Raw genomic sequence first — 16,406 nt, forward strand, 5'->3', positions numbered from 1 at the left:
CTCAACGATCTGCTCCTCGGTCAAGGCGGTGCCGAGCGGCGCCACCGCCGCCTCGAAGCCGGCGCGGACCAGGGCGATCACGTCCATATAGCCTTCGGCCACGATCACGGTCTGGCCTTGCGACGCCGCCTGACGGGCGCGGGACATGCCGTAGAGAAGATTTCCCTTGTGGAACAGCGGGTTGTCCGGGCTGTTGATGTATTTCGGCCCGTCCCCCTCCATGATCCGGCCGCCGAAGGCGACGGTGCGGCCGCGCCGGTCGGCCACCGGAAAGATCACCCGGTTGCGGAAGAAGGAATAGAGGTCGCGCCCGTCATCCGGACGGCGCGCCAGCCCGACCTCCTCGATCATCGCGTCCTGGAAGCCCTGGCCGCGCAGATGCCTGATCAGCTTTCCGGCCTCGGCGGGGGCGAAGCCGAGGCGGAAGCGCGAGATGGTGTCGCCGTCCAGGCCGCGGCCCTTGAGGTAGTCGCGCGCCGCCCGGCCGCCGGCGCCGCGCAACTCGGCCTCGAAGAAGGCGCAGGCCGACTCGACCACGTCGTACAGCGTCTTCTGCCGCTCGAACCGGGCCCGGTCCTCCGGCGCGGCCTTCGGCACCTCCAACCCGGCCTGGGAGGCCAACGTCTCGATCGCCTCCATGAAGGACAGGCGGTCGTGCTGCATGACGAAGCTGATGACGTCGCCGGTGGCGCCGCAGCCGAAGCAGTAGAAGAAGCCCTTCTGGTCGTTGACCGTGAAGCTCGGCGTCTTCTCCTTATGGAACGGGCAGCAGGCCTTGAACTCGCCCTTGGTGCTGCGCTGCAGCGGCACCCGCTTGCCGACCACGTCGGACACCTGGAGGCGGGTGCGCAGCTCTTCGAGGAAGCCGGGAGGAAGGGACATGCGGGGGTTCTATCGGGCGAGAAGGGACTAGACTAACGCGATTCCGGTTGCGGGCTCAGCGGTTCTGAGCCCCGTGCCAGATACGCAGGATTTCCACCTGTCCGGTCACCCGATACACGATCACATAGGGCGTGACGACGAGTTCCCGAGTGGCGAGTTCCAGCCCCGGCCGCCCACGTCGCGGCAGCCGTTCCAGGCTGTCTGCGGCTGCAATCAATTGCACGGCAAGGCGCTATGCGGCCCAAGGATTGACCGTCTCGACATAGGTCACCACCCGGTCGAGGTCGGCCAGCGCCTCAGGCGTCCAGGCTACTTGCACTCAGGCTTCGGCAGCCGCTTGCCGGTTCCCCAGGAGAGCAGCCACCGCCGCACCTCCTCATGGGGAACCAGCCGGCCCGCATCGGCAGAGGCGATGCCTTCCCGGATCGCCGCACGCTTGGCGGCGGTCTCAGGATCATCCGGAAGCTGGACGGGCGCTGGCTTTCTCATAGACCCAATATAGGCGTCTTCGGGTCGATGGATCACCGTGGTTCAGCCCAGCTGCGCCTTCACAGCGGCCGAGACCTTCGAGAAGTCCATGCGGCCGGCATAGCGGGTCTTCAGCTCGGCCATCACCTTGCCCATGTCCTTCATGCCGGCGGCGCCGAGGTCCCGGATCACCGTGCCGATCGCGGCTGCGGTCTCGACCTCGTCCATCGCCTGCGGCAGCCAGCGCTCGATCACCCCGATCTCCGCCTGCTCCTTGTCGACCAGATCCTGGCGGTTGCCCTGCTGGTACAGGGCGATGCTCTCGCGCCGCTGCTTCACCATGGTCTGCAGCATGGACAGGATCTCCTCGTCCGGGATGCCGTCCATGTTGCCCTTGGCGCGGGCATCGATGTCCTTGGTCTTGAGCGCGGCGATGATCATCCGCACGGTCGAGAGCGTGCGCTCGTCCCGGGCCTTCATCGCTTCCTTGAGCGTGTCGGTGAACTGGGGGCGCAGCATGGTCGGATCCTCCTGACAGAAACGGCGCGAATGTCGGCCATTCGGCCGGCATAGGCAAGAGAAGGGGTCGGGCATTCCGCCAGCGCGGGCAAGAGGGGCTGGAATCTTGCAACCACCCGTGCTTTATGCCTGGAAATTCAGTCCCTGAGGTTGCCATGACCCACACCGCTCCGCCCCCCGGCGCCACTGCGGCGCTCGTGCTCGCCGACGGCACGGTGCTTTGGGGCCGAGGCATCGGTGCCACCGGCCGGGCGATCGGTGAGGTCTGCTTCAACACCTCGATGACCGGCTACCAGGAGATCATGACCGATCCGTCCTATGCCGGGCAGATCGTCACCTTCACCTTCCCGCATATCGGCAATGTCGGCGCCAACCCCGAGGATGTCGAGACCGGGACCACGGCGGCGCGCGGCCTGGTGCTGCGCGACGACATCACCGACCCGTCGAACTGGCGCGCCACCCGCGACTTCGACGACTGGCTGCAATCCTTCGGGCTGATCGGCATCGCCGGGATCGACACCCGCGCCCTGACCCGCCGCATCCGCGACGCCGGCGCCCCGACCGGGGTGGTGATCCACGCCCCCGACGGCGATTTCGACATCGCCGCGGCGCTGGCCGAGGCCCAGGCCTGGCCAGGGCTGGAGGGCATGGACCTGGCCAAGGAGGTGTCCTGCACCCAGACCTATCGCTGGGACCAGACGCGCTGGGCGCTCGGCACCGGCTACGGCACGCTGGAGAGCCCGAAGCGCAAGGTCGTGGCGATCGATTTCGGCGCCAAGCGCAACATCCTGCGCTGCCTGGCCTCGACCGGCTGCGAGGTCACGGTGGTGCCGGCGACCGCGACCGCCGAGGACGTGCTGAGCCACAATCCCGACGGGGTGTTCCTGGCCAACGGCCCGGGCGATCCGGCGGCGACCGGCAGCTACGCCGTGCCGACGATCAAGGCGCTGCTCGACACCGGGCTGCCGATGTTCGGCATCTGCCTCGGCCACCAGATGCTGGCCCTGGCGCTGGGCGCCCAGACCGGCAAGATGGCGCGCGGCCATCGCGGCGCCAACCATCCGGTCAAGGACCTGACCACCGGCAAGGTCGAGATCACCAGCCAGAACCATGGCTTCCAGGTGCTGGCGGAAAGCCTGCCGGACAGTGTCGAGGTCACCCATGTCAGCCTGTTCGACGGGTCGAACGAAGGGCTGCGGCTGAAGGACCGGCCGGTGTTCTCGGTGCAGTACCACCCCGAGGCCAGCCCGGGCCCGCAGGACAGCCACTACCTGTTCCAGCGCTTCGTCGACCTGATCGACGCGCACAAGCGCTGATGCCCCAGCGCGAGCCGCCGCGCCTGCTGGGCCCCAGGGTCTTCCTGACCCTGGCGGGGCCGGCCGACAGCGCGGCGCTGGCCGCCTTCCACGACCGGGAATGGGATCATCTCGGCCCCTGGATGCCGCCGCGCAGCGCCGCCTGGCGCACCGAGGCCCATTGGCGCCGCTGGGGCGCCGAGGCGGTCGAGCTGTTCCTGGACGACCGCGCCGTGCGTCTGGTGCTGCGCCGGATCGACCGGCCGGAGGCCGGCATCGTCGGGCAGCTGAACCTGAACATGCTGGCGCGCGGCGCCTTCCAGGCGGCGACGCTGGGCTATCACATGGGTGCGGCCCAGCAGGGCCAGGGGCTGATGCGCGAGGCGCTGGAGATGGCGATCCCCTACGCCTTCGGCCCCTTGGGCCTGCACCGGCTGATGGCCAACCACCTGCCGGAGAACGCCCGCAGCGCCGCGCTGCTGCAGCGCTTGGGCTTCGTCCGCGAGGGCTATGCCAAGGACTATCTGTTCATCGGCGGCGCCTGGCGCGACCACGTGCTGACGGCGCTGACCAGCCCGGATCCGGTGGATCCGCCGGCGGGGTAGGAACCCGCCTGCCCTCGCCGCCGTTGCCTTTTTGACCAAGGCCACCGCGGCGAGGAGGCGACATGCCGGACGACCATCCGCCCACGCTCAACAAGACCGAGGCCCGCCAGGGCGAGACCAGCGGCCACATGCGCTGGGTCCTCCACGCCTCGATGGCGCTCGCGGTCATCGTCCTCGGCATAGTGCTGCTCTGGTGGATCTTCTGACCGGACAAAAAATCGGGGCGGCCCGAAGGCCGCCCCAAGTCTCCCAGCCTGAGCTCGCCGCTACATCCAATAAGGCGGGACGCGGTAGTAGTCGTGCACCTGCTGCGCCCATTGCCGGTCGTCCCAGTCGAAGCGCTCGCCGCGGTCATGCGCCGGGGCGCCGCGCAGCTGGTCCTCGGTGATGTCCAGCTCATAGGCGTCGAGCGCCTCGTTGTAGGTCAGCATCGACCACGGCAGGGCGTAGTAGTCCTCGCCGATGCCGAGGAAGCCGCCGAAGGTCATCACCGCATAGCCGACGCGGCCGGTCCGCTTGTCGATCATCACCCGCTGGATGGTGCCGATCCGGTCGCCGTTCGGCCGCCGCACCGGGGTGCTCTCGACCTTGTCGCTGGCGATCAGCCGCTCGGTCTCGCGCGTGCTGAGATCGCGGGCTGCCTGGGGCTGCATGTCGCTCTCCCACAGTGGTGGTCTCATCCAGACAATGGCTCGAACGAAGCCCCGGTTCCCCGGAACCAGGGGCGGCGGCGGGCGATTGACCAGGGAGACCATTCCCGCAGATGCGAGACCCTCATGAGCGATCCGAAGCCGCCCCCCGACGATCCCACCCGCCCGCCGATGCCCAATCCGCGGCCGGACACGCCGCCGGACCAGCCAGGACAGCCGCCGCCGGAGGTGCCGCCCGGCCCGGCCGAGCCGCCCCTGCCGGATCCGGTGCGGTTCTAACCCACGAAGAAGGCCGGCACCCGCGGGTGCTGGCCTTCTTCATCCTCGGATTGTCGCTCGGTCAGTAGCGCCAGTCGTACCGGTAGGGACGGTACCAGCCGTCGCGACGCCAGCCGTCACGGTACCCGTACCGGTGGTCACGACGCCAGCTGTCGCGGTACCAGTCCCGGCGGTCGTGGTATCTGTCGCGCCGCCAGTCGCGGCGGTCGCTCCGCCAGTCGCGGCGGTCGCGCCAGCTGCGATGATCGCGCCAGTCCACCTTGGTGTTGAGAGTCGCGTCCCCCTGGCCGTTCCACACCGCCGGCGCAGCCACCGGCGCCGGCGCCCGATCCTGGGCGAAGGCGGTGCCGGAGGCTCCGGCGAGCAGCAGAGCCGCCGAGGCGGCAACGAGAAGACGCTTCATACCAGACAACATAAGCCTGATCCCTCTTCCATCAACCGGCGATGCTCCCTGGGAAACAGCCGGCTCCCCCATTTCACGCCCTATCCTGAAGATTCCGTCGTCGACAAAGGCTACGACGGCAAGCATACAGCGACGAACCAAGCCGGAACGCCGTTGATTTTCTTTTAAGACACGAAGAAATCACAAAGAGGCCACAATTCGAAACTCGGTTTGAATTGCAATTCTCTGCGAAGGCTCAATTAGCGATACATGAACGACGGCAACAGCAGTGGCGCCGGGCCGGGCGAGCGGTCATCGGTGAAGCGGGCCGGACAGCCTGCGGTCAGAGGATGGCGAGCGATGTCTTCCGCCGCGGCGGCGGGAAGGCCTGGTCGAGCGCCGCCAAGTCAGCCTCGTCGAGGATGAGGTCCAGCGCCTCGCGGTGATCCCGCAGCCGCTCGACCCGGCTGGATTTCGGGATGGCGACGACGCCCTGCCGGGTCAGCAGCCAGGCCAGCGCCACGGTGGCCGGCGCGACCCCGTGCCGGCGGGCGACGCCGCCGAGCACGGTGTTGCCGAGCAGCCGGCCCTGGCCGAGCGGCGAATACGCCATAACCGGCAGGAAGCGGTCCTGGCACCAGGGCAGCAGGTCCCATTCGATACCCCGGGCGGACAGGCTGTAGCAGACCTGGTTCGTCGCGGTGCGGTCGCCGCGCTCCTCGCCGGCCCAGGCTTCCATATCGTCGACGTCGAAATTGCTGACGCCCCAATCGACCAGCTTGCCGTCCTGCCGCAGCCGCTCGAACGCCTCGATGGTCTCGGCATAGGGCGTGCGGCCCTGCCAATGCAGCAGATAAAGGTCGATCCGGTCGGTGCCGAGCCGGCGCAGGCTGCGCTCGCAGGCCTCGGTCGCGGCCCTGAAACCGGCATTGTGCGGATAGACCTTGCTGACCAGGAACACGCCGTCGCGGCGGCCGCGGATCGCCTGGCCGACGACCTCCTCGGCGCCGCCCTCGCCATACATCTCGGCGGTGTCGATCAGGGTCAGGCCGAGGTCGAGCCCTGCGGCCAGCGCCGCCGCCTCCTCGTCGGCCTCGCGCCGGTCCTCGCCCATGCCCCAGGTGCCCTGCCCCAGGATCGGCATGGCGGCGCCGGAGGGCAGCGCCACCGTGGTCTCGTCCGCCGGCCGGCGGCGCAGCCCTTCTGTGCCGGTCATTCCTGCCTCCTATTCCGCGATTGCTAACCGATCCTGCGGCATCGCCCCGGCGGCAGCCAGGGTCCAGATCGTCAGCGCCCCCTGCCGGCCGCGGATCTCCGCCTCACCGGCCGGGCCGAACGCCCCCAGCACCTCCGGCGGGCAGCCTTCGCGGCCGGCCTGGGAGACCGCGGCGTCGCTGGCCACCACCCGGGCGGCGAGGCGGCGGCTCAGCCGCTCGAGCCGGCTGGCGACGTTGACCGTATCGCCGACGACGCCGAACTCCAGCCGCCGCTCGTCGCCGATATTGCCCATCACCACCAGCCCGTAATGCAGGCCGATGCCGACCTCGACCGGCGCTGCGCCGCGCGCCCGGCGCTTGTCGTTCCAGCGCTCGACCTCGTGGCACATCGCCTGGGCGCAGCTCAGCGCGTTGCTGGCATCGCGCGGGCCGGGCTGCGGCGTGCCGAAGGTCGCCATGACGCAATCGCCGATATATTTGTCGATCGTGCCCTCATGGGCGAAGACCTGCTCCGCCATGCGGCGGTGGAAGCTGCGCAGCAGCGCCACCACCCGCTCCGGCGCCAGCCCTTCGGCCTGGCCGGAGAAGCCGACGATGTCGACGAACAGGATCACCGCCGGCTGGCGCTGGATCTCGCCGAGCGGCGTGGCCGAGGCGGCGAGCCGGCCGACCAGGTTGGGCGAGAAGTAGCGCGACAGCGCCGCCTTGGCCGCCTCCATCCGCGCCGCCCGCCCGACCAGCTTGCGCGAGCGCCACACCGCCAGGGCCAGCACCATCGTCATCAGCACCAGGACGACGGTCTGAATCATCCACAGCGTGCTGCTGACGGCGTGCGGGTCGAGCGACATGGCGATGCGCGCGGCGTCCGGGTTCGGACCGTCGACCATGTCGTTGGCGCTGGTGACGATGCTGTCCGGGCGGGTCGCCAGCCAGGCGAAGCCGAGCGACCAGGAGATCGTCAGCGCCCCGCCGACCAGCAGCACCAGCTTGGGCGAATAGCTGAGCGCCACGCCGCACAGGAACAGCAGCAGGAACAGGAAGTTCGGGATCCGCTGGGTGAACTGGACCGGCAGGTCGGACCCGAACAGCGGGTTCGGCGCCACCATCACGAAGGTCAGCACCGCCGCGTCCAGCACCAGGAAGGCGCCGACGCCCCAGACGCCGATGCTGCCGCGGCGCTGCAGCAGATACGGGATCAGGCCGAGCACGAGGAAGACGGCCATCAGGCCGATATAAGCCACCGACCGCTCGACCGGGATCCAGATGGCGACATAGACGGCCAGCAGCGCCAGCACCAGCACCCGGCCGTAGAAGACGTAGGAGAAGCCGTCACGCTCCTCCCGCTCCATGGCGCCTTGGATGCCAAGGGGCGTCGCCTGCGTCGGTTTCGCCATGCCGCCCTCCACCCGATGATGCGCTGCAAATGGGGCCTCCACGCGGGTTTCGCCAGAGCCTGGATGACGACAGGTCGCCCCTGCCCTGCGCCATGCGGTCGCCCCGGGGCTTTCCCCGCGCGCGTTCCTTCCTTATAAGAGCGCGCTCCTTCGGGAGCGTGCCCCCCGTACCCAGCAGGCCGCCCCCATGCCCAAGCGCACCGACATCCGCTCGATCTGCATCATCGGCGCCGGCCCGATCGTCATCGGCCAGGCCTGCGAGTTCGACTATTCCGGCGCCCAGGCCTGCAAGGCGCTGAAGCAGGAGGGCTACCGCGTCATCCTGGTCAACTCCAACCCGGCGACGATCATGACCGATCCGGAGCTGGCGGACGCCACCTATATCGAGCCGATCACGCCGGAGATCGTGGCCCGCATCCTGGAGCAGGAGAAGCCGGACGCGCTGCTGCCGACGATGGGCGGGCAGACGGCGCTGAACACCGCCATGGCGCTGGCCGAGAACGGCACGCTGGCGCGGCTGGGGATCGAGCTGATCGGGGCCAAGCGGGACAGCATCGAGAAGGCCGAGGACCGGGCCAAGTTCCGCGAGACCATGGACGAGATCGGCCTGGAATCGCCGAAGAGCGCGGTGGTGCACAGCCTGTCCGAGGCGATCGACGCGCTGCCGGCCGTCGGCCTGCCGGCGATCATCCGCCCGTCCTTCACCCTCGGCGGCACCGGCGGCGGCATCGCCTACAACCGGGTCGAGTTCGAGGAGATCGTGCGCTCCGGCCTCGCCGCCAGCCCGACCCGCGAGGTGCTGATCGAGGAATCCGTCCTCGGCTGGAAGGAATACGAGATGGAGGTGGTCCGCGACCGGGCGGACAACTGCATCATCATCTGCTCGATCGAGAACGTCGATCCGATGGGCATCCACACCGGCGACAGCGTCACCGTGGCCCCGGCCCTGACGCTGACCGACAAGGAATACCAGCGGATGCGCGACGCCTCGATCGCGGTGCTGCGCGCGATCGGCGTCGACACCGGCGGGTCGAACGTGCAGTTCGCGGTCGACCCCGAGACCGGCCGCATGGTCGTGATCGAGATGAATCCGCGGGTCAGCCGCTCCTCCGCCCTGGCGTCGAAGGCGACCGGCTTCCCGATCGCCAAGGTCGCGGCCAAGCTGGCGGTCGGCTACACGCTGGACGAGCTGGCCAACGACATCACCAAGGTGACCCCGGCCAGCTTCGAGCCGACGATCGACTATGTCGTCGTCAAGATGCCGCGCTTCACCTTCGAGAAGTTCCCGGGCGCCGAGCCGACCCTGACCACCAGCATGAAGTCGGTCGGCGAGGCGATGTCGATCGGCCGCAACTTCGCCGAGGCGCTGCAGAAGGCGCTGCGGTCGATGGAGACCGGCCTGTCCGGCCTGGACGAGATCGAGATCCCCGGCGTCGCCATGGATGCGCCGGACGCGCAGGTGGTCCGCGCCGCCCTGGCCCGCCCGACCCATGACCGGCTGCTGGTCATCGCCCAGGCGATGCGCCTCGGCCTCGGGGTCGAGGAGATCCGCGCCGCCTGCAAGTTCGACCCCTGGTTCCTGCGCGAGATCGAGAAGATCGTCGCGGCCGAGGAGGAGGTGCGGCGCTACGGCCTGCCCGAGGACGCCCAGGGCTTCGCCCGGCTGAAGCGGCTCGGCTTCTCCGACGCCCGGCTTGCCAAGCTGGCGGATGTGCCCGAGTCCGAAGCCGCCTCGGCTCGCCGCGGCCTGGGGGTGACGCCGGTCTACAAGCGGATCGACACCTGCGCCGGCGAGTTCGCCTCGGCCACGCCCTACATGTATTCGACGCACGAGGCCGGCTTCGATGAAGGCGAGTGCGAATCCGACCCGACCGACCGCGAGAAGATCGTCATCCTCGGCGGCGGCCCGAACCGGATCGGCCAGGGCATCGAGTTCGACTATTGCTGCGTCCACGCCGCCTACGCGCTGAAGGAGGCCGGCTACGAGACCATCATGGTCAACTGCAACCCGGAGACGGTGTCGACCGACTACGACACCTCGGACCGGCTGTATTTCGAGCCGCTGACCGCCGAGGACGTGATCGAGCTGATCCGGGTCGAGCAGGAGCGCGGCACGGTCAAGGGCGTGATCGTCCAGTTCGGCGGCCAGACACCTTTGAAGCTGGCGCATGACCTGGAGGAGGCCGGCATCCCGATCCTGGGCACGCCGAAGGACGCGATCGACCTGGCGGAGGATCGCGAGCGCTTCCGCGACCTCTTGGACAAGCTGGGCCTGCGCCAGCCGAAGAGCGGCATCGCCCATTCGGTCGAGGCGGCGGAGGCGATCGTGCAGGAGGTCGGCTTCCCCTGCCTGATGCGCCCGTCCTACGTGCTGGGCGGCCGGGGCATGGAGATCGTGCACGACCTGCAGGGCTTCCGCCGCTACATCACCACGGCCGTCAAGGTCTCCGGCCGCAACCCGGTGCTGATCGACCGCTACCTGCAGGACGCGATCGAGGTCGATGTAGACGCGGTGCGCGACGGCGACCAAGTCTATGTCGCCGGCATCATGGAGCATATCGAGGAGGCCGGGATCCATTCCGGCGACAGCGCCTGCGCCCTGCCGCCCTATTCCCTGCCCGCCTTCGTGGTGCACGAGATCGAGCGCCAGACCCGGATGCTGGCCGACGGCCTGGGCGTCATCGGCCTGATGAACACCCAGTTCGCGGTCAAGGACAACGAGGTCTACGTTATCGAGGTCAATCCGCGCGCCAGCCGCACCGTGCCCTTCGTGGCCAAGGCGACCGGCACGCCGATCGCCAAGATCGCGGCCCGGGTGATGGCCGGCGAAAAGCTGGCCGACTTCACCCTGGCCGGCCCGACCCCGCCCTACACGGCGGTGAAGGAGGCGGTGTTCCCATTCAACCGCTTCCCCGGGGTCGACGTCATCCTGGGGCCGGAGATGAAGTCGACCGGCGAGGTCATGGGCCTGGACCGCGACTTCGGCCGCGCCTTCGCCAAGAGCCAGCTGGGCGCCAACCAGAAGGTGCCGCTGTCCGGCACCGTCTTCGTCTCGGTCAAGGACCGCGACAAGCCGGCGATCCTGGCGGTCGCCCGCCGCATCGCCGAGCTGGGCTTCGAGATCCTGGCCTCGACCGGCACCGCCAAGGCGCTGGAGGACGGCGGCCTGAAGGTCCGGCGCATCAACAAGGTGATGGAAGGCCAGCCGCACATCGTCGACGCCATCCTGAACGGGGAGGTCCAGCTGGTGTTCAACACCACCGACGGCGCCCAGACGGTGCGCGACAGCTTCGGCTTGCGCCGCGCCGCGCTGGTCAATAACATTCCCTACTCGACGACCGTGGCCGGGGCGCGCGCGACTGTGGAGGCGATCGCCGCGCTGAAGGCTGGGGCGCTTGAAGTCGCCCCGCTGCAATCCTACCTAGGTTCGGCGCGGTAGCACCGGGGGCAGGGATACGAGCAGGTCTGGAGGCCGGCGTCCTGGACGCCGGGTGTAACGCTTTTTGGCTTTTTGGGACTGGAGCACGATGGAAAAGGTGCCGATGACCGCGGGGGGATACAACCGCCTGCAGGAAGAATTGAAGCATCTGAAGAGCGTGGCGCGGCCCGAGGTGATCAAGGCGATCGCCGAGGCGCGCGAGCATGGTGACCTGTCCGAAAACGCGGAATACCACGCGGCGCGCGAGCGCCAGAGCTTCATCGAGGGCCGGGTGATGGAACTCGAGGACCGGATCAGCCGGGCCGAGATCATCGACACCTCCAAGCTGTCGGGCGACACCGTCAAGTTCGGCGCCACCGTGACGCTGGCGGACGAGGACACCGACGAGGAGATCACCTATCAGATCGTCGGCCAGGACGAATCCGACATCAAGGAAGGCCGCCTGTCGATCACCGCGCCCCTGGCGCGCTCGCTGATCGGCAAGTCCGAAGGCGACCAGGTCGAGGTCACCACTCCCGGCGGCTCCAAGAGCTACGAGATCGTCACGGTCCAGTTCGTCTGACCGGTCGGTCCTCTCTGAGTTCGGTAACGGCCCTGCCCCAGGCAGGGCCGTTTGCCATGTCCGGTGTGTCCCACGCCGCCTACCGCCTGCCCTTTTTCAGCAGCGCCGAGACTCTGCGCACCGGCGCCGTGATCCGCCAGGAGGCGCTGGCCCGGATCCGCTTCAGATCCGTCTCCAATCGCCGCCGCGCCTCGGAGAGATCCGCGAGCTCGGCGTCTCGCGCCCCGATCCGGGCGGTCAGTGCCGCGATCTTCTCCTGCAACGCCGCATTGTCCGCGTGCTGTCTCGCGGCTTCGCCCCCGGCGTCGCGGGCCGCCCTCTCCGCCTGCATCAACCGCGCCGCCAGATCCGCGGCGGCCAGCATGTCGAAGGTTTCCGGCCGCTGGTTTTCGATCTCCGGGCCGGCCTTGCGAGCGCCGTCATGGATGTTCATGGCGCGGCTGTGGTCGGCGATGCGCCCGCGCCGGGTCAGGGGGCGGGATGACGCTTTGCGGAACACCGCCACGAAATCCGCCCAGCCTTCATTGCGCGGCGCCGCGACGAAGGATTCGACCAGCTCGACGGCGATGCCCCGGCGGGCCGCCCAGGCCACCAGCGCCACGCCGGCATCCGGATAGAAGCGCCAGCAATCGACCGGATAGCGGTGGAAGGCGTGGTTGCTCGGAGCATTGACATAAAGCAGCCCGCCGGGCCGCAGCAGGCGGACCAGATCCAGGAATGTCTCCCAGAAGCACACATCATGCTCGAAGGCGGAACTGGTCACGGCGACATCGGTGGATTCGTCGGCCAGCGGAAAGGGCTCACCCGGGGTGACCACGAGATCCACCCCGTTCGCGGGCACCATATCCATGCCGATATAGCTGGCCGCGGCCGGGCAATGGTCCCGCAGCGATCCGTTGACGTTCTGGCTGCCGAGTTCGACCACGGTCGAAAAGGCCGGATCCCAGTACAGCTCGAAAAACAGCCGTCCGTGCTCACAGGCGGTGTCGTGCATTCGGCGCTCCCGTTCGGCATCCGACCGTTGTTTCGCTCAGGCCGGAGCCGAGAGCAATCCCATGACGCCCTTTCCGGCGGCGCCCGGCGGCTGGCAGTCGAGCGGACCGTCCATTCCCATCGGACGGGTCCTGTGCTATACGCCCGCCCATCATGACCCATGCTCTGCGATATCCAGGCGAAAAATCCTCCTTCTGATCGGAAGGGTGGCAGAGCGGTCGTGCGTCGGTTTTCCAAGCTTCAGGTAAAGTCAGCCCCAGCGGGAGTTCGCTGCTCGTCCCTTGTTCCGGACGGGCGTTGCCGCAGGCCCGACTCGCCGACTCTCCGCCAGCCTTCCCCGGCCCACGGGCTCGCCTATCGGTGAAGGCAAGGCGCTGTAAACGCCCCGCTCGTGCTGTGGTGGTTCGACTCCGCCCCCGTGGACCAGACCTCCCGGATCCGCCCGACGGATCCGACCGGACAGGACCGATGGCGAATTCCGGCGCGGCGGCACCGACCAGGGACGTCGCGCCATCCCTTGTCGTCATCGGCGGTGCAGGCAGGCCGTAAGGGCGGCGCGCCGAAACCCTGACGCGCCGTTCGACCCGGCCGTCTGCACCGCATCACCTGTCACAATTGGAGGCGTGCGCTTGCTCAGCCGCCGGATCTCCAGGAACACGAGCCCGGCGAGACCGCCGAACCCGGCCGTCAGCCAGAGGGTCGGCGCGGGCCCCAGCCGCTCCATGAAGGCAGCGAACAGGAAGGGCGCGAGGGCGGAGACGATGTGGACGACGCTGGAGATCCAGCCGAGCCGCTCGGCATAGCCGGCGCGCCCGAACAGCGCCAGCGGCACCGTGCCGCGGACGATGCTGTTCAGCCCGGATCCCAGCCCGAACAGGATTGCGAAGCCGAGCGCCGCCGCCAGGGCGGGCGCACCGAGCAGCAGCAGGCCGAGCGCCAGCGGCGGCAGGCCGGCGGCGACGATCGCGAGGCCGACCGGGCTGGCCCCGCGGCCGACGGTCATGGTCAGGAACCGGCTCAGCACCTGGGCCGGGCCGAACAGGCTGCCGACCAGCAGGCTGCCGGTGCCCAGGCCGAGCGCCCCAAGCAGCGGGACCATGTGCACCAGCACGGCCGAGGAGACGAAGCCGGCGAGCGAGAAGCCTGCCGTGGTCAACACCAGCAGTGTCCGCCGATTCTGATGCTGCGCTTGGGCATCCTCCGGAACCATGGCGGCAGCGGCCGCAAACGCCGCCGGGCCGGCCGCCCTGGCCAAGCTGCGGAGCCAGAGATGGATGGGCAGGCACAGCAGCAGGTGCAGCGCAGCAAAGACGAGATACACCTCGCGCCAGGTGAGGTGGTCCCGCAGCGTGGCGGTCGCCGGCCAGAACAGCGTCGATGCGAAGCCGGCGATCAGGGTCAGATGGGTGATGCTGCGCCGGGCGCCGAAGCCGGCGACCTGGACCAGCGCCGGGAACGCCACCTCGTACAGGACGAAGGACGCGGCCACCTGGATCGCGACCAGCCCCAGGGCCAGGCCCAGCGGTCCGGGGGCAATGGCGCAAGCGACGAGCGCGGCGGCCGCGGCGACCGAGCCCAGGGCCATGACCCGGCCGGCGCCGTGCCGGTCGACCCAGCGGCCGCAGCGCGGGCCAATCAGCGCCCCGGCCAGGAGCGCCGCCGAGAAGGCGCCGTAGACTGCGTCCTGCGACCAGCCGATATCGGCGGCCATCCCGGCGGCGAGGATGCTGAAGCTGTAATACAGCGTGCCGTAGCCGATGACCTGGGTCAGCCCGAGCCCGGCGACGACCCCGAGGAGCCGCCGCCCGGAGACCGGACCGGCCGCGCCGATCGCTTCAGCCATGGTGTCTTTCCCGTCGCTCAGCAGCAGGCGGATGCCTTGGCGGGAGCGACCGATGCGGCAGGGCCACAGCAGGCCGCTTCCTCCGCCTCCCGCCGACCGGGGCCGTTGCAGACGCCGGTCTCGGGCAGGTCCAGCTCGACGCGGGCCGCGGCCTCCAGGTCGCCGGCGAGGTAAGCCGCGACCGACCGGGCCTGCTCGTAGCCGGTGGCCAGCAGGAAGGTCGGGGCGCGGCCATAGGCCTTCATGCCGATGATGAACAGGCCCGGTTCCGGCTGCGCCAGCTCGGCCGCGCCATGCGGGCGGACCGTGCCGCAGCTGTGCTCGTTGGGGTCGATCAGCGGCGCCAGCGCCCGCGGGCAGTCGAGCGCCGGGTCCAGGTCGATCCGCAGCTCGCCGAGGATCGACAGGTCCGGGCGCAGGCCGGTCGCCACCACCATCTCGTCGGCCTCGATGGTGCGCGCTGTGCCCTCCCGGTCGCCGAGGATACGGAGATTGCCGTCGGACGCCGTCTCGATCGCGTCCACTGCGAAGGGCGCGACGATCTCATAGGCTCCCGCCTCGGCCAGCGCCCGCAGCCGCAGGCCGAGGGCGCCGCGGCGCGGCAGCTGGTCGGCCTCGCCGCCACCGAACAGCTTCGCCTGGTCGGTGTTGCGGAACGCCCAGACGATGCTTGTACCTGCCGCCTGCCGGGCCAGCTCGGCCAGGTCGAGCAGCGTGCCGGTGGCGGAATGGCCGCTGCCGACGACCAGGACGCGGCGCCCGGCATAGCGGTCGCGCTCGCGGCCGAGCACGTCGGGCATGCCGTAGCGGATGCGCGCGGCGGCCGCGCGCTCGCCGATCGCCGGCAGGCCGCCGGCCCCGGCCGGGTTCGGCGAGGACCAGGTGCCGGAGGCGTCGATTACCGCGTGCACGAAGACCCGGCCTTCCTGTCCGCTGCCGTCGACAAACCGGACCTCGAAAGGCCGATCGTCCCGCCCGGCAGTCCGGACTTTGCCGTGGCCCGCGCGGGCGATGCCGGTGACGCGGGTGCCGAGGCGCAGGCGACGGGCAATCTCCGGCGTCGCCGCCAGCGGGTCGAGATAGCGTTCGGCCAAATCGAGGCCGGTCGGATAGCCGCCCTCGTCCGGATGGGTCCAGCCCTGCCGCTGCAGCAGCGCGACCGTGGCCTTGTCGGTGCTGTAGCCCCAAGGCGAGAACATCGGCACATGGCCCCAGTCGCGCACTGCGGCGCCGACCTGCATGCCGGCCTCCAGGATCACGGGCTCGATCCCATGGCCGAGCAGATGGACCGCAGCGGCCAGGCCGACCGGGCCTGCGCCGATGATCGCGACCGGCAGCTCCGAGACGGCCCCGAGTGCCCTGCGGTCCGACGAGTTCAGCGGGCGATTCATGTCGCGTCTCCTCACCATCTAGGCTCTAGGCATCGAAGATCGATGTATCGAGGCAAAAAAGAGAGGCTAGCCGCAGCAGCCTCCACTGCCCTCCCGGGCGATCACGCTCTCCGTCTCGGTCAGCGCCCGGGTCACCTCCAGCCAGGCCTCGACGCCGACTTTGAAGGCCTCACGGCCCTTGCCGGTCAGGGTGTAGGTCTTGCGCGGCCGGCCGGAGACGACGCTGCTCTCGACCGTGACGTAGCCGCCCTCCTCGAACTCGCGCAGCACCGGGTAGATCGTGCCCTCGGTGGGAGAGCAGCAGCCATTGGTCGTCAGTTCGACCGCGCGGGCGATGTCGTAGCCGTGCATCGGCCGGTCGTGCAGCACGCGCAGGATGAAGAACTTGGACAGGCTCATCTTGATCGTGCCGGCCCAGTAGGAGCGGCTGGTGTAGTCGACCGCGGGGCGGGCGACGGCGGTGAGCTTGCGGGCTTCGGTCATGGCT

At 69.4% G+C, this 16,406-nt stretch carries 17 protein-coding genes and 1 tRNA gene; 7 read left to right on the top strand and 11 right to left on the bottom strand.

Annotation, left to right across the window (positions count from 1 at the left end; all coding sequences use genetic code 11):
• The 3 genes from dnaG to FFK22_RS33345 all read right to left on the bottom strand — a co-directional run.
• The coding region (gene dnaG, locus FFK22_RS33330) for a DNA primase (protein WP_143956908.1) at nucleotides 1–882 on the bottom strand (882 nt) is incomplete at its 3' end.
• Nucleotides 883–937: 55 nt separating this feature from the next.
• Nucleotides 938–1,105 (bottom strand): type II toxin-antitoxin system RelE/ParE family toxin, encoded by a 168-nt coding sequence (locus FFK22_RS44875; RefSeq protein WP_221939040.1) that lies wholly within the window; start codon nucleotides 1,103–1,105, stop codon nucleotides 938–940.
• Between the two features lie 308 nt (nucleotides 1,106–1,413).
• Nucleotides 1,414–1,869, bottom strand: coding sequence for a GatB/YqeY domain-containing protein (locus tag FFK22_RS33345; protein ID WP_138891574.1), 456 nt, complete (start codon nucleotides 1,867–1,869; stop codon nucleotides 1,414–1,416).
• Nucleotides 1,870–2,024: 155 nt separating this feature from the next.
• Here FFK22_RS33345 and carA point away from each other — a divergent pair, with 155 nt between their 5' ends.
• The 3 genes from carA to FFK22_RS43375 all read left to right on the top strand — a co-directional run bounded on the left by carA (nucleotide 2,025) and on the right by FFK22_RS43375 (nucleotide 3,975).
• Entirely contained in the window at nucleotides 2,025–3,185 is a 1,161-nt protein-coding gene (gene carA / locus FFK22_RS33350) for a glutamine-hydrolyzing carbamoyl-phosphate synthase small subunit (protein ID WP_138891573.1), read from the top strand.
• The gene (locus tag FFK22_RS33355) at nucleotides 3,185–3,769 is read left to right on the top strand and encodes a GNAT family N-acetyltransferase (protein WP_138891572.1); all 585 of its coding nucleotides are present in this window, start codon (nucleotides 3,185–3,187) and stop codon (nucleotides 3,767–3,769) included. Before carA ends, FFK22_RS33355 begins: the two co-directional genes overlap by 1 nt.
• A 62-nt stretch (nucleotides 3,770–3,831) precedes the next feature.
• A complete protein-coding gene (locus FFK22_RS43375) occupies nucleotides 3,832–3,975 on the top strand; it encodes a hypothetical protein (RefSeq protein WP_186002791.1) in 144 nt (47 codons plus the stop codon).
• A gap of 60 nt (nucleotides 3,976–4,035) precedes the next feature.
• Here FFK22_RS43375 and FFK22_RS33360 read toward each other — a convergent pair whose 3' ends face one another.
• Nucleotides 4,036–4,422: a PRC-barrel domain-containing protein gene (locus tag FFK22_RS33360; RefSeq protein WP_138891571.1), complete on the bottom strand. Its 387-nt coding sequence runs from the start codon at nucleotides 4,420–4,422 to the stop codon at nucleotides 4,036–4,038.
• 123 nt (nucleotides 4,423–4,545) lie between these two features.
• Here FFK22_RS33360 and FFK22_RS43380 point away from each other — a divergent pair, with 123 nt between their 5' ends.
• Entirely contained in the window at nucleotides 4,546–4,698 is a 153-nt protein-coding gene (locus FFK22_RS43380) for a hypothetical protein (protein ID WP_186002792.1), read from the top strand.
• A 61-nt stretch (nucleotides 4,699–4,759) separates the two neighbouring features.
• Here the strand turns inward: FFK22_RS43380 and FFK22_RS33365 are convergent, their stop codons facing one another.
• The 3 genes from FFK22_RS33365 to FFK22_RS33375 form a co-directional block, all read right to left on the bottom strand.
• Nucleotides 4,760–5,101 carry a hypothetical protein gene (locus FFK22_RS33365; protein ID WP_138891570.1) on the bottom strand — a complete coding sequence of 114 codons (342 nt, stop codon included), beginning with the start codon at nucleotides 5,099–5,101 and terminating at the stop codon, nucleotides 4,760–4,762.
• A gap of 322 nt (nucleotides 5,102–5,423) precedes the next feature.
• Nucleotides 5,424–6,296, bottom strand: a complete 873-nt coding sequence (locus tag FFK22_RS33370) for an aldo/keto reductase (protein ID WP_138891569.1) — start codon at nucleotides 6,294–6,296, stop codon at nucleotides 5,424–5,426.
• Nucleotides 6,297–6,305: 9 nt separating this feature from the next.
• Nucleotides 6,306–7,691, bottom strand: coding sequence for an adenylate/guanylate cyclase domain-containing protein (locus FFK22_RS33375; protein WP_138891568.1), 1,386 nt, complete (start codon nucleotides 7,689–7,691; stop codon nucleotides 6,306–6,308).
• 187 nt (nucleotides 7,692–7,878) lie between these two features.
• On the opposite strand from FFK22_RS33375, the gene carB reads away from it, so the two are divergent.
• On the top strand, nucleotides 7,879–11,130 hold the full coding sequence (gene carB / locus FFK22_RS33380; protein WP_138891567.1) for a carbamoyl-phosphate synthase large subunit: 3,252 nt from the start codon (nucleotides 7,879–7,881) through the stop codon (nucleotides 11,128–11,130).
• A gap of 88 nt (nucleotides 11,131–11,218) precedes the next feature.
• Nucleotides 11,219–11,692 (top strand): transcription elongation factor GreA, encoded by a 474-nt coding sequence (greA, locus tag FFK22_RS33385; protein WP_138891566.1) that lies wholly within the window; start codon nucleotides 11,219–11,221, stop codon nucleotides 11,690–11,692.
• A gap of 79 nt (nucleotides 11,693–11,771) precedes the next feature.
• Here the strand turns inward: greA and FFK22_RS33390 are convergent, their stop codons facing one another.
• Nucleotides 11,772–12,686 (bottom strand): methyltransferase domain-containing protein, encoded by a 915-nt coding sequence (locus tag FFK22_RS33390; protein WP_138891565.1) that lies wholly within the window; start codon nucleotides 12,684–12,686, stop codon nucleotides 11,772–11,774.
• Nucleotides 12,687–13,027: 341 nt separating this feature from the next.
• Here FFK22_RS33390 and FFK22_RS33395 point away from each other — a divergent pair.
• A tRNA-Tyr gene (locus FFK22_RS33395) sits at nucleotides 13,028–13,111 on the top strand.
• Nucleotides 13,112–13,208: 97 nt separating this feature from the next.
• Here the strand turns inward: FFK22_RS33395 and arsK are convergent.
• From arsK to FFK22_RS33410, 3 genes are all read right to left on the bottom strand, one after another.
• Entirely contained in the window at nucleotides 13,209–14,528 is a 1,320-nt protein-coding gene (gene arsK / locus FFK22_RS33400) for an arsenite efflux MFS transporter ArsK (RefSeq protein WP_138891564.1), read from the bottom strand.
• 17 nt (nucleotides 14,529–14,545) lie between these two features.
• Nucleotides 14,546–15,919, bottom strand: coding sequence for an NAD(P)-binding domain-containing protein (locus FFK22_RS33405; protein ID WP_138891563.1), 1,374 nt, complete (start codon nucleotides 15,917–15,919; stop codon nucleotides 14,546–14,548).
• A 66-nt stretch (nucleotides 15,920–15,985) separates the two neighbouring features.
• Nucleotides 15,986–16,402 (bottom strand): PadR family transcriptional regulator, encoded by a 417-nt coding sequence (locus FFK22_RS33410; RefSeq protein ID WP_221939042.1) that lies wholly within the window; start codon nucleotides 16,400–16,402, stop codon nucleotides 15,986–15,988.
• Nucleotides 16,403–16,406: the final 4 nt, after the last annotated feature.

It is taken from the genome of Mycobacterium sp. KBS0706 (genome assembly GCF_005938675.2).
Lineage (GTDB): Bacteria > Pseudomonadota > Alphaproteobacteria > DSM-16000 > Inquilinaceae > Inquilinus.